The following is a 12,461-nucleotide window of genomic DNA, read 5'->3' on the forward strand; positions in this document are numbered from 1 at the left end:
TAAATCCTGCACTTTCCCGGCGCACCCGAGCGCACCGATATTGCCTTGTCGGTCCGCACCGGACGAACCGTTCGCACTCTGCGGGGGAGTATTCCCGGCCTCGGATATCCCAGCCGGGCCGGGGTGACTCACCGTCGAATACGTACCGCTCGTTGTGTCAACTGACTCACCGCAGCGGCGGCGGGGTCATGTCATTCGGATTCGCGCCCGGCGGCATCTGCGCACCGTTATCCGGCACATTCGGCCGCGGCGCATTCGCCGAACCGCGAACCTGCAGCCCGGGCGGCGGATTCTCGCAGTAGTTCCACTTGGGCAGCGAGCCGTCCTGGATCACCTCATTGCGAATCGGCGTGTGCTTGTACTGACAGATCGGCCGAACCCAGATATCCGCGACGGCGTGGAACTCGTTGTCGTGTGCGGGCACACCGGCCGCGGACAACCCGATATTCAGCGAGGGGAACAACGCCTGCAGCGCGGGTACCCGCAACTGCGCCGCCCGGGTCATCGCCGCGAAGTTGGCCGCGAGGCTGGTGATCGGATCGGCCGTCTTGTCCAGCACCGCACCGAGACTCGTCAACTGTCCCGGTGCCTTCTCCAGCACCGCCTGCAGTTCGCCGTTGGCATTGTTGAACTGGTCGAACAGCTGGCCCGAATTGCGGGTCAGCGTCTGGAGATCGGGCTGCGCGTTCGAGGTGGTGTTCGCGATGGTGCGCAGGTTGGAGATCAGATTCGTGGTCTGCGGCAGCAGATTGTCGAAACCGGCCATGGCCAGGCTGATGCCGTTCACCATGCCGCGCAACTGATCCGGGCCACCGCTGAGCGCGATGTCCAGATTGGTCAGAATGACACTGAACTTATCCGGATCGATCTGGGAGATCAGCGCACTGGAATTGTCGAGCACCGCCCAGATCGGAGTCGGGGTCTTGATCTTGGCCGCATCGAATGTGATGACCGAACCATCCCGCAGGTACGGCGCCTGTTCGGCATTCGGCCGGAAGTCGATGTACTGCTCACCGGCGCCGGAGAGCGCGCCCACCGAGATATTGGTGTCGGAGGGAATCTTGTACTTCGAATCGATTTCGGTCTTCGCGGCGATGGACTGTCCGCGATCGACCAATTCGATCGAGGTGACCTTGCCGATGCGATAGCCACGCAGGGTCACATCGTTGCCCGGCTGTAGGCCACCGGAGCGGTCCAGGTTCACCGTGACGGCATAGGTCGACTTCAGCGGGTTCACCCGCATGACGCTCACCAGCAGATAGCTGGCGCCGACGATGAACACCAGCACCAGGCCGATGGTGGACAGCAGCATCTTGCGCTGCATCAGTTTGCCGAGCCAGCTCATCGGTGACCCCCCTGCAGTCGTCCCTGAATTGCCTGCAGGACGGTGATCAGGCTGCCCGCGAAGTCGCTGAGATCACGTCCGTCGAAGAACTTGCCCTGCGCCGGATCCGACAACAAGCTGAAGTTGTGGATATTGGTGACAGTGGCGTAGACCGCGAGGCTGTTACCGCGGAAGGACGCGTCGAGCCCGGGACGTATCTCGCGCAGCGCATCCAAGGCCGGACCGAAGTTCTGCTCGGTCTGCGACAGAGCGTTCATCAGCTTGTGCACATTGTCGAGTAGATCGCTCAGTTGGTCGCTGGACGTATTGGCGTAGTCGCCGAGCGCCGCGCTGGTCACCGAAATCTTCTGCAGCAGATCGCCGATGCCGCGGTTGTTCTCCGCGATGGCGCCGATCATCTGCGGCAGCGTATCGGCGACCTGCCCCAATTCCGAATGCCTGCCCTCGAGGGTGTTGGCCAGCGAGCTGAACTGGGCGAGCACGCTGTCCACGCGCGCGCTGTTGTCGTTCAAACTGCCCACCACGCCGGTCATTTCGGTGATCAGGTGCGCTATCTGATCACCGCGACCGCCGACAATGGAATCCATCTCCGAGGTCAGCTTGGTCAGCGCGGCCACGCCGCCGCCGTTGAACAGCAGCGAGACCGAGATCAACAGCTCCTCGACGGTGGCACCCGCCGAGGTCTTGTCCCGGCCGAGGACGTCGCCGTCGTGCAGCATCGGCGCACCCGGCTGCGCCTTGTCCTTCGACACCGCGACGAACACATCGCCGAGCGGGGTGGCCTGGCGCAGTTCCGCCGTACTGCCGACCGGCAGTTCGATGTCCTTGCTGATCTTCAGATCGACGATGGCCTCGAAGTTCTTGGTCTTGATATTGGAGACCACACCGACGTCGGAGCCACCGATCTTCACCTTCGCCTGATCCGGCAGGTTCAGCGCGTTGTCGAATTTCGCTTGCAGGGTGTAGGTGTCACCGGACACGCCCGGTTTGGGCAGCGGCAGGCTCTCCACCGTGAGACCACAGCCGGAGGTGATGGCCACCCCGGCGGCCGCGGCCAACGCGATCACCGCGCGGCGCGCTTTCGATGTGAACCGGTCGCTCATTTGGTCATCCCCAGCAGTGCCGCCGTAACACCAAGGTCCGGACCGAGGTCCTCGAGTTTGCCGGTACGGCAACCATCCGAACGCATCTGAATCCGTTCACAGAACACGCTCAGCAGTTCACCGTTGAGGAAGGTCGGCAGGTTGCCGTGCAGCCGGACGTAGCCCAGCTGCCGGTTCATCGACCGGTCCAGGTTCTGCATGAGCAACGGCGCGAGGTCGACGACCTCGGTGACGCCGCGAGCATTGGCGCGCAACTGATCGGTCACCTTGGTCAGACCGGCGAGCGAGCTGCCCAGCTGATCCTGGTACTGCACGAATGCCGAACTCGTATTGGACAGGAAGTCGTTGAGCTGCCGCAGCGTGGCCTCCAAGCCGGGGGCCTGATCGGCAAGCAGTCCGCTGAGCTGCGTCATCCGGTTGCTGAAATCGCGTACGGACTGGTCGTTTTCGGCCAGCATCGTGGTCAGCTCGTTCAGCTTGACGATGATGCTGGCGACCGCGTCCTTATTGTCGACGCCGACCTTCAACGCACCGGAGAGCGCATTGAGGGTGTCGCGCATCTTCTCGCCATTGCCGTTCAACATCGGATAGAGCACCCGGCCGGAGAGCGGGCCGATGCCCTCGGTGCCCGGTTCCGGCTCGAGCGCCGCGGCGAACTGATCGATGGTCTTGAGCATCGTGTCCAGTTCGACCGGCGTCTTGGTCTTCGCCTTGGGCAGATGCGCGCCGTCGGACATGGTCTCGCCCTGGGTGTAGACCGGGGTGAGTTCGACGTGCCGGTCGGTCACGATGGACGGCGAAACGATCGCCGCCATCGCGTCTTTCGGGATCTTGACGTCCTTGTCGATCGTCATGTGCACCTCGACCATGGTGCCCTTGGGAATGATCTTGTCGATCTTGCCGACCTGCAGACCGAGCACCGTGACCGGATTGCCCTCGAAGACACCGGCGATGTTCTCGAAGTCCGCGGTGATCGTCATGGTGTTGCCCAGTGCGCTGTTCACCGAACTCGGCACCAGCGAGCAGCTGCCGACGGCCAGGGCCGCGACACTGATCATCAGTGGTTCGGCCAAGCGCCGCAGATTGATTCGGGTCAGTTTCATCCCCGGCACCCCTCGATCATGTGGGCGAAGCACAACCAGTTGTCGGGGAACAGCCAGGGCAGGCCGACCTCACCGTACGGACCGTTGCCGAACGCGTTGTTCAAGGTGCGCACCGACACGGGCATGATCTGCAGCAGCCGGTCGAGGTTGTCCTTGTTCTTCTGCAGGCCCTCCGCCATGGTGTTCAGCTGCTCGATGGTCGGGCCGAGCTGATTGTTATTGGCCGCGCCGATCTCCTGCAGCTGACGGCTCAGCGCCGCGACATTGTCGAGCAGCTGCCGCAGCAGGCTCTGGCGTTCCATCACCCGGTTGGCGATGGCCTCGCCCTGGGTGATCACCAACAGCACGCTGTTGCGGTTGTCGCCGAGAATCCTGGTGACCCGGTCGAGATCCTTGAGCAGGCTGTCGACCTCCGCCTTGCGCGAATCCAACACCTTCGCCAGCGCGCCGACGCTGTCGAGCGCCTGCGCCGTCAGCGCGGGCGAATCGCCCATCTGCTTATTGATCAGGTCGAGCGAGGTGGCCAGCTGCTTGGTGTCGAGCGCCTCGAACTTCGGCGTGCCGTACTCGACCACATCGGCCAGGTTGTACGGAACCGAGGTGTTGGACAACGGAATTCGGCTGTCCTTCAGGCCGGAGCCGTCACCCGGGTCCAGATCGACGTAGCGCGCGCCGAGCAGCGTCGCCATCTTGATCGAGGCCCTGGCATCGGGCCCGAGCTCGACGTCGTTGTTCACGCTGAGGGTGAGCAGGATATGCCCGTTCTCGAGCTTCGCACCGGCCACATGCCCGCTCGGGACACCGGCCACATTGACCTTGTCACCGACCTTGACCCCGGCGGTCTGCACGAATTCGGCCTTGACCGTCTTCTCACCGACGCCGATCAGCTTGTACACGCTCGAGCCGATCAGCAGCGCGATGATGAGGATGCCGCCGATGACACCCAACCAGAAGTACCGGTTGGTGTTGAACCTGTCCTTGATCTTGGTCATCATGGGCGGCACACCGCCGACTGTCCGTTGCCGCCGATCTGTGGGAGCAGACCGCGGGGGAGCAGGATGTTGTAGAGCGAGATGTCCAGCTTGCAGAAGTACGCGTTGGCGTAGGCGCCGTCCTGGGTGAACTTGCCGAGGTCGGCCAGCGCCGCGGGCAGGTCGATCGCGGCCTGATCCAGCTTCGCGCCATTGGCGATCAGCAGCGTCAGCGCGGCGCTCGTCGAATCCTGTGCGGTCACCAGCTTCGGCTGGATCTTGCTCAGCATGGCGACCAGGCCGCTGGTCGCATCCGCGATCTGCACCGTGGACGCCTGCAGCGACTGGCCCTGGTCGTACAGGCCGCCGATCAGTGCCCGGGTCTGGGTAACCAGGGTCTCCAATTCATCACCTCGCTTGGCCAACCCGGACATCACGCCGCTGAGGTTGGTGATCACATCGCTGAGAATTCCGTCTCGGCGCTGGAAATCCGTGGCCAGGGTGGCGGCCTGAGTGATGAACGCGCTCAAGGAAACTCCGTCACCCTGCAATGCCTGGATGAAGGTCTCCGAGAGCCGGTTCACCTGCTCGGGCTGCAACACCTGGAACAGTGGCTGGAATCCGTTGAGCAGTCCGGACACGTCGAACGACGGTTCGGTGCGCTCCAGCGGAATGGTGGCCTTGTTCTTCAATGCCGCCGGGCTCGCCGCCTTGCCGGGAGCCAGCGCGATATAGCGCTGGCCGATCAGGTTCTGGTAGCGCACCAGCGCCTTCGTATCGTCGTACACCGTCTGGTTGCGCTGCACGATGAAGGTCACATTGGCGAGGGCCTTCTTGGTCTTGGAATCGCGGGTGAGCTCGATCTTCTCGACCTTGCCGACCCGCACGCCCGCCATCCGGACGTCATCACCCTCGCGCAGGCCGAGCACATCGCTGAAGGTCGCGGTGTAGGTGTTGGTATCACCCTCCACGACGCGCGCCAGCGTATTCCAGACGACGACGGTGACCAGGATCGAGACGATCGCGAAGAGGCCGAAGCCGATCAGTGGTTTACGAATGCTCATTTGGCAGTACCGCTTTCGGTGACCTGCAGGGTGCCGCCGCGCATTGCCGAGCTCAATAGCAGATATTCGGCTGTCGTCGGCCGACGACCGAGCAGCGCCACGATCGCGGCATCTCCTTCGTACGAAATCGGACCGGCGGTCACGGGCGCACTCGCCGGTTGCGCGGGCGCGGGCGGAGCCGCGGGCTGACCGGCGGAGGGCTGCGCACCCGGTGCTGGCTGCACCAGATTCGGGAACAGCCCCTCCAGCGGAGTACCGGCGAACGGGCTGACCGGCTTCGGCTCGGCCGTCGCGAGCGCATCACCCGGCGAGGTCAGACCCGGGATCTCCGGGAAGCCGGCGGGCAGTGGCAGTTTCGCCAGACCCTGCGCCGTTTCCAGCGAACGCGGCATCATCGACTGCGGCAGGTAGCCGGGATCGGAGACCTCGGGTGCGGTGGCGCAGCTCGGGCCGGGCAGGTTGCCGTAGCGCGGGCAGTCCGCCTGTTCGTAGGGCCGGTACGGGGTAAGCGTCGCGCCCGCATTCCAGACCATCTGCCGCTGTGGACCCCAGTGGAAGGTCGTAGTCAACTTGCGCAGCGAGTTGTTCAGCGAGGCAATCGTTTCCGGAATCGAATTCGCATCCGCGGCGAGCGCGCCGAACATATCGCTGGTGCCCGCGGTGATCTGCTTGCCGATATCGCCGTTGCGGGCGAACAGGGCGTTGACCGTATCCACCGTGCCCGCCGTGCCGCTGATCAACGCGACCAGGGCGGCACGGTGATCCGCGATGGTCTGCGCGGTCTTCACCGAACTGCCGAGCACATCGAGCAGTTCGGGCGCGGACTGGTTGAGCGCGCGGAACGAGGCCGAGAAATCATCGAGCAGCACACCGAGATTCGGAATGGCTTCGTCCACCGAGGTGAGCCACCGGTCCAACCGCTCGACGGTGGAGCCCGGCATCCGGCCGCTACCGTCGAGTGCCTGCGAGAGCGTGCCGAGCACCCGGCCGAACTGCACCGGGTCGAGCTTGGCGAGGATATTGCGCACGTTGGTGAGGGTGTCCTGCAGCGCGATGGTGCCCTGGCTCGTGTCCTGCTCGATGGTCGAGCCCTCGTGCAGGTACTTGTCCGCGGGGCCGTTGAAAACCAATTCCACCGAGGTGACAGCGAACAGGTTGCTCGGCACCACGCGGGCGGTCACATTCGACGGGATATCACCCGCGAACTCCGGCTTCAGGTTGATATTCACCTCCTGCAGCGCGCCCTTCTCGGCCACCTTGACGTGGTCGACCGCACCGACCAGCACGCCGCGGAACTTCACGTCGGCCTCGCGCGGCAACCCGTCACCGGTGGTCTTCAGATTGGCGACTACATGCACCTTGGGCACGAAATAGCCTTCGTATCTTGCCATCAGGAAGCCGAGGATCAGCGCGAAGACGACCAGTCCGCATACGCCGGCGACCAACAGCTGTCGCATGGTGGGGCCACGCCCACTGGGATCGATGATCATCTCGTCCTACCCCGAGATCCGGATGCCGGGATTGACGCCCCAGATCGCCAATGTCATGAACAGGTCCGCGAAAACCACAATGATGATGCACATCTTGATGGCCCGACCGGCCGCGACACCCACGCCCTCCGGACCGCCCGAGGCGAAAAAGCCGTAGTAGCACTGGATGAACGTGGTGATCGCGACGAACACCATCGCCTTGAGCAGCGAGTAGAGCACATCCCCTGGTATCAGGAACTGATAGAAGTAGTGCGCGTAGGTACCGCTCGGCGTGTTGCCGATCAACTGCACCGTGAGCGAGCACGAAATGTAGGCCATGGCCAGGCCGAGGCAGTAGAGCGGGATGATGGCGATCATCGCCGCGAACATCCTGGTGCTCACCAGGTAGGGCAGCGGCCGGATCGCGATGGACTCGAGTGCGTCGATCTCTTCGGAGATCCGCATCGCACCGAGTTGAGCGGTGAATCGGCAACCGGCCTGCGCGGCGAACGCGAGTGCCGCGAGCAGCGGGCCCAGCTCCCTGGTGGTGGCGAATGCCGAGATGGCGCCGGTGATCGGGCTGAGGCCGAGCAGATTCAGCGAGGTGTAGCCCTGGATGCCGACCGTCATCCCGCCGAACGCACTGAGGATGAGAATGACGCCGATGGTGCCGCCACCGACGACCAGGCTGCCGTTGCCCCAGGTGACATCCGAAAGCAGCCGCCAGACTTCCTTCGGGTAGTGCCGCAGCGCCAACGGGATCGAGCCCACCGACCGTAGGAAGAAGAACACCTGGTGCCCCAGGCGCGCAACCAGATCCACCGGGGCCTGCGCGAACTTCTTTATATGCCGAAGTGGCCGCAGCAGCGGCGGTACATAGGTTGTTGACACCGGCTCAGACCACCTGTGGGGGGAGGAGAACGTTGTAGATCTGGGTGATGATCAAGTTCACGCCGAACAACATGATGGCGGAACTGACGACCGCGGAGTTCACCGAGTTGGCGACTCCGCCCGGACCGCCCCGGGTATTGAGCCCGGTATCACAGGCGATGATCGCCGCGAGCAACCCGAAGATCAACGATTTCACCAGTGCGACAAGCAGATCGATGGTGACGGCGAACGAGGAGAAGGTGCCGATATAGGAACCCGGGGTGCCGTTCTGGGCGAAAATATTGAAAATGTAGCCAGTCAAAAATCCGACGAATACGACGAAGCCGCAGAGCAATACGCTGACCAGCATGGCCGCACCGAGCCGAGGCGCGACCAGGCGACGCAGCGGGTCCACACCCATCACCCGCATCGCATCGATCTCTTCGCGGATGGTGCGTGAACCGAGATCGGCGGTGATCGCCGAACCGACCGCGCCCGCGATCATCAGCGAGGTGACCAGCGGCGCACCCTGCTGGATGATGCCGAGACCGTTCGCCGCGCCGATGAACGAGGTCGCACCGACCTGGGTGGCGACCGCGCCGACCTGGATGGAGACGATCACGCCGATGGGGATGGCGACCAGTAGCGTCGGTGCCGCGGCGACACTCGACATGAACGCGCACTGACGGATGAACTCACGATAAGGAAAGCGGCGGCGAAATATCGCGATGAACAACTCCGCGACTGCCGCGAACCCCATCGTGATCTGTCTACCGAACGTCTCCAATGAACGCTTCGGATGGTCTTCCCAGTAGGCCTTCGTCCAATCGACCGCATCACTCATCCGTGACCGCGCTGGTGGACTCTTGGTCGACTGCACTGGCTAACCCCTCTCGACGCCGGTAACCAAACCCCGACGACTTGTTTGCTTGACGCACCTTACTACGGAGTAGCGCAGAACACACCATCCCGGTGTGATTGCAGTCATAGATCGGAGCCACTGTTGGAGAAACGCTATGACCAGTGGCTCGAAGCTTGGGATCGGTCCCAAAGTTAACCGTGATACTTCTGGAACAAGTTACAGTTTGACCATGCCCTATCTGCCCCGCATATGGCATGTTCGACTATTTGCGCGGATAATATTCATGTAAAATAAAGGCCGATTGGAATGGCCTGCGCAATCACCGTTCGAACAGAACCGAAACACTATTGCGCGCTTTCTGATGCACACTGTTATAGAGATTCGCTATTGCGCAGAATGAGACGCTGCATCCGAAATGTCGAAAAATGAGGCCTCGCCGACACGATCGACACCGAAGAGCACATCCATTCGAGCGACCCACGAGCGATCGCCACGGACCCTCTCGAGCGACTCGCGAGCGGATCGCGACAGATACGACACGCGCCCGGAACCGAATACTGACACGATGGGTGCGACAGATTGATATCGTGCGGACTTCCGACGTCTGGAGGGACATGTTCAGCAAACTCGCCAAGGTGGCCAACGCCGCCTTCGCCGTAGCTCTCGGTGCGGCGCTGGTCGCAACGGGGTCAGGGACCGCGGATGCCGCGCCGGGACCGCCCGTTGTCGGCGGTGGGTCGGGAATCATCATCGATAATCAGTTCGAATGCACTGTCACGACGGTCGGTTACGACGGCGGGGGCCGGTTGGTCGGATTGACCGCCGGACACTGCGGCGACCCCGGCGCTCAGGTGTGGGCCGAGGCCGACCGCGGCGCCGGCGTGATCGGCAAGTTCGTCTACTCCAACCACGATCTCGACTACGCCATCATCCAGTTCGACCCGGCCAAGATGGTCCCCGTCAACCGGATCGGCAACGTCACCATCACCGGGATCGGCGGCCCGGCCCAGTTCCCGATGATCGTCTGCAAGGAAGGCCGCACCACCGGCAACACCTGCGGCCTCGCCTATGGCGATGTCTTCGGCACGAATATGGAGACCTGGGCGCAGATGTGTGTGGTGGAGGGTGATTCCGGCGCGCCGGTCGTCGTCGGCACCACCCTGGTCGGCATGGTGAACGCCTATCTCGCCATCGCCTGCTTCGGACCCGAGGTCGGCACCAATATGAGTTCGATCATGGGTGATATCAATGCCCGCGGCAGCATCGGGGCCGGCTTCAACCCGATCTAGCCGACTGCCGGATCAGTAAGAACCCCGAGTGAGCGGGTCGAACGACCCGCTCACTCTGTTTTATGGAGCGGGGCCAGCGCCGGCCCCGCCACCCCGCACTGCGGCATGCAGTCGACATTGTCCAGCGTCGGTGTGTGCCGTGGCGCCCGCAGCAGTACGGCGGCGAGTAGCGACCCCGTCATCAGCAGGCCGGCACAGATCCACATCGCGACGCCGAAGCCCCGGTCGAATTCGACCGGATCGCCGAGGGATCCGGTGATTCCGGCGAGTCCGGGCAGTGCGGCGACGGCGAGCAGCTGGGCCGTCCTGGCGACGGCATTGTTCACACCCGAGGCGATACCGGCCTCACTCGACGGCACCGCGCCGAGTACGGCGCCGGTGAGGGGGGCGACCAGCACCGACAGACCGAGACCGAAGACGAGCACGCCGGGCAGGACATCGGTCAGATATGTGGCATCGGGTCCGATGCGCAGCAGTAGCACCAGCCCGGCCGCGGCGAGCAGTGGACCGGCCGTCATCGGAATGCGCGCACCGTGCACCTGTGCCCAGCGGCCCGCGGGTGCGGACAGCGCCAGCATGATCAGCGTCACCGGGACCGTCGCCATCCCTGACATCAGCGGCGAATACCCCGCCACCAGCTGCAACTGCAAGATCAGCAGGAAGAAGACACCGCCGAGTGCGGCGTAGACCGCGAAAGTGACGAGGTTGGCCGCCGTGAAGATCCGAGAGGCGAACAGCGACGGCGGTACCAGCGGATGATCGCTGCGCAGTTCGATCACCACGAAGACAGCGAGCAACAGCAGACCGGCGACCACCAGCAGCGCCATCTTGTCGATCAAACCGAAGGTCAACGCGCCCAAGGCCAGCGCGACCACCACCGCGCCCGGAATATCCAGTCGCGCCGCGGCATTCGGGTCGTGACTCTCCGGCACCTGCTTCAGCGTGACGAGCACGACGACCAACGCGAGCGGCACGTTGATGAAAAAGATGGACTGCCAGCCCGCCAGCTCGATCAACCAGCCGCCGAGGAACGGCCCGAGCGCGCCGGCGACACCACCGAAACCGGACCACAGGCCGATCGCCGCACCCTGATCGCGCTGATCGATGGACGAGGAGATCAGGGCCAGGCTGCCCGGTGTGAGCAGCGCACCCGCCACCCCCTGCAGAATCCGCGCGCCCACCAGCATCTCGATATTCACCGCGACACCGCAGAGGACCGAGGCCAGCGCGAAACCGATGACACCCCAGACGAAGACCTTGCGGCGACCGAGATGATCGCCGAGCGAACCGCCGAGCAGGATGAACGAGGCCAGGGTCAGCGTGTAGCCATTGAGCGTCCACTGCAATCCGGCGACATCGGTATCGAGAGATTCACCGATGCGCGGCAGCGCGATATTGACGACGGTGGCGTCCAGCGAAGCCACCGAGGATCCGAGGATGGTGGCCAGCAGAATCCAGCGGCCGGTCGCCGAACCCAGCCGGGGTAACTCTTCCGTACTCACCGGCCCAACGTAACCTCCGCGGGCCGGTTTTCGGGTGGGTCAGAGATTCTGGACGCAGACCACGAAGTGCCGCGTCGGGTACTCGAACCCACTATTGCTGCCGCAGACGCTCGCATCGTCGGCACCCTGTTGGATGTTGGTGACCTTCACACCCTGGCTGGCGCGTTCGGTGCAATCGATGCGCTTGGGGTCCTCACCGCTGATATCCATGCAGCCGCCGACAACCCAGTCGATATCCAGGCAGATCGCGCCCTGCTGGGTGCCGTTGAGGGTTTCGAAGTAGGCGGAGTCGCGGTCGGCGACACACTGTGAACTGGTCGCCGCCTTGCCGATCACCTTGTAGTTCGACGCCCGGCTGCCGCAGGACGCCTTGGCGATGGTGGCGTTATCGGTCGTACCGCCGAGGGTTACGCAATCTCCGACATTGGCCTGGAAGTCGGTATTGCCACCCTTGGTCGCCGAGGTGGTCGTGGTCGGCTTGCCCGAGGTCGGGCGGGCGCCGGTCGTCGGCCGACCCGAAGTGGGTCTGGCCCCTGAGGTTTTCGGGGTATTGGTGGACGAGACCGCATCAATGGTCCCGTTCCCTATCGCTGGCTGGGCGGTGCCGCTGATTTTATTGCCGCAGCCCGCGAGCGAGAGCGCGGCGACCACCGCGACCGCGGCGACGGCCGCCATCGCGAGGCGACCCGAGATAAGTTGACGAGACACGTACAGTCCTCCCGGCTGTAACGCTCCGAACTCATACCCCCGTCGGAATCCGAAGTTGATCTAGCAGTGCGTGAGATACCACGCAATGCATACACCACCGACCGCGCGTGCGTCGAGTCGACAGCTTCGCTACCGCAGCCGCACGATGCGGGCCGAGACATCGGCCCGATCACCC

11 protein-coding genes are annotated in these 12,461 nt (G+C 63.7%); 1 reads left to right on the forward strand and 10 read right to left on the reverse strand.

Going from position 1 to position 12,461, the window contains the following annotated elements; all coding sequences use genetic code 11:
- Positions 1-166: 166 nt before the first annotated feature.
- The 8 genes from ACQP0C_RS41180 to ACQP0C_RS41215 are packed head-to-tail and all read right to left on the reverse strand — an operon-like array spanning position 167 to position 8,769.
- Positions 167-1,345: an MlaD family protein gene (locus ACQP0C_RS41180; protein ID WP_433729248.1), complete on the reverse strand. Its 1,179-nt coding sequence runs from the start codon at positions 1,343-1,345 to the stop codon at positions 167-169.
- Positions 1,342-2,448: an MCE family protein gene (locus tag ACQP0C_RS41185; RefSeq protein WP_433729250.1), complete on the reverse strand. Its 1,107-nt coding sequence runs from the start codon at positions 2,446-2,448 to the stop codon at positions 1,342-1,344. Before ACQP0C_RS41185 ends, ACQP0C_RS41180 begins: the two co-directional genes overlap by 4 nt.
- Positions 2,445-3,551 carry an MlaD family protein gene (locus ACQP0C_RS41190; protein WP_433729252.1) on the reverse strand — a complete coding sequence of 369 codons (1,107 nt, stop codon included), beginning with the start codon at positions 3,549-3,551 and terminating at the stop codon, positions 2,445-2,447. Before ACQP0C_RS41190 ends, ACQP0C_RS41185 begins: the two co-directional genes overlap by 4 nt.
- Positions 3,548-4,543 carry an MCE family protein gene (locus tag ACQP0C_RS41195; protein WP_433734804.1) on the reverse strand — a complete coding sequence of 332 codons (996 nt, stop codon included), beginning with the start codon at positions 4,541-4,543 and terminating at the stop codon, positions 3,548-3,550. Before ACQP0C_RS41195 ends, ACQP0C_RS41190 begins: the two co-directional genes overlap by 4 nt.
- Positions 4,543-5,586, reverse strand: coding sequence for an MCE family protein (locus tag ACQP0C_RS41200; protein ID WP_433729254.1), 1,044 nt, complete (start codon positions 5,584-5,586; stop codon positions 4,543-4,545). The genes ACQP0C_RS41195 and ACQP0C_RS41200 overlap by 1 nt, the downstream gene beginning before the upstream one ends.
- Positions 5,583-7,076: an MlaD family protein gene (locus ACQP0C_RS41205; RefSeq protein WP_433729256.1), complete on the reverse strand. Its 1,494-nt coding sequence runs from the start codon at positions 7,074-7,076 to the stop codon at positions 5,583-5,585. Before ACQP0C_RS41205 ends, ACQP0C_RS41200 begins: the two co-directional genes overlap by 4 nt.
- A 6-nt stretch (positions 7,077-7,082) precedes the next feature.
- A complete protein-coding gene (locus ACQP0C_RS41210) occupies positions 7,083-7,946 on the reverse strand; it encodes an ABC transporter permease (protein ID WP_433729257.1) in 864 nt (287 codons plus the stop codon).
- Between the two features lie 4 nt (positions 7,947-7,950).
- Positions 7,951-8,769: an MlaE family ABC transporter permease gene (locus tag ACQP0C_RS41215; RefSeq protein WP_433729259.1), complete on the reverse strand. Its 819-nt coding sequence runs from the start codon at positions 8,767-8,769 to the stop codon at positions 7,951-7,953.
- A 632-nt stretch (positions 8,770-9,401) separates the two neighbouring features.
- Between ACQP0C_RS41215 and ACQP0C_RS41220 the strand changes: the two genes are divergently transcribed.
- The gene (locus ACQP0C_RS41220; RefSeq protein WP_433685948.1) at positions 9,402-10,076 is read left to right on the forward strand and encodes a S1 family peptidase; all 675 of its coding nucleotides are present in this window, start codon (positions 9,402-9,404) and stop codon (positions 10,074-10,076) included.
- 50 nt (positions 10,077-10,126) lie between these two features.
- On the opposite strand, the gene ACQP0C_RS41225 is transcribed toward ACQP0C_RS41220, so the two are convergent.
- Both ACQP0C_RS41225 and lppU read right to left on the reverse strand, forming a co-directional pair.
- On the reverse strand, positions 10,127-11,578 hold the full coding sequence (locus tag ACQP0C_RS41225; RefSeq protein ID WP_433729261.1) for an MFS transporter: 1,452 nt from the start codon (positions 11,576-11,578) through the stop codon (positions 10,127-10,129).
- 39 nt (positions 11,579-11,617) lie between these two features.
- The gene (gene lppU / locus ACQP0C_RS41230) at positions 11,618-12,286 is read right to left on the reverse strand and encodes an LppU family putative lipoprotein (RefSeq protein WP_433729263.1); all 669 of its coding nucleotides are present in this window, start codon (positions 12,284-12,286) and stop codon (positions 11,618-11,620) included.
- Positions 12,287-12,461 lie beyond the last annotated feature (175 nt).

This window comes from Nocardia sp. CA-129566 (genome assembly GCF_050956075.1).
Lineage (GTDB): Bacteria > Actinomycetota > Actinomycetes > Mycobacteriales > Mycobacteriaceae > Nocardia.

Bases quoted from the DNA above. Each gene is read 5' to 3' on its own strand.
- ACQP0C_RS41180 (WP_433729248.1), bottom strand. From the start codon at position 1,345: ATGAGCTGGCTCGGCAAACTGATGCAGCGCAAGATGCTGCTGTCCACC.
- ACQP0C_RS41185 (WP_433729250.1), bottom strand. From the start codon at position 2,448: ATGAGCGACCGGTTCACATCGAAAGCGCGCCGCGCGGTGATCGCGTTG.
- ACQP0C_RS41190 (WP_433729252.1), bottom strand. From the start codon at position 3,551: ATGAAACTGACCCGAATCAATCTGCGGCGCTTGGCCGAACCACTGATG.
- ACQP0C_RS41195 (WP_433734804.1), bottom strand. From the start codon at position 4,543: ATGACCAAGATCAAGGACAGGTTCAACACCAACCGGTACTTCTGGTTG.
- ACQP0C_RS41200 (WP_433729254.1), bottom strand. From the start codon at position 5,586: ATGAGCATTCGTAAACCACTGATCGGCTTCGGCCTCTTCGCGATCGTC.
- ACQP0C_RS41205 (WP_433729256.1), bottom strand. From the start codon at position 7,076: ATGATCATCGATCCCAGTGGGCGTGGCCCCACCATGCGACAGCTGTTG.
- ACQP0C_RS41215 (WP_433729259.1), bottom strand. From the start codon at position 8,769: ATGAGTGATGCGGTCGATTGGACGAAGGCCTACTGGGAAGACCATCCG.
- ACQP0C_RS41220 (WP_433685948.1), top strand. From the start codon at position 9,402: ATGTTCAGCAAACTCGCCAAGGTGGCCAACGCCGCCTTCGCCGTAGCT.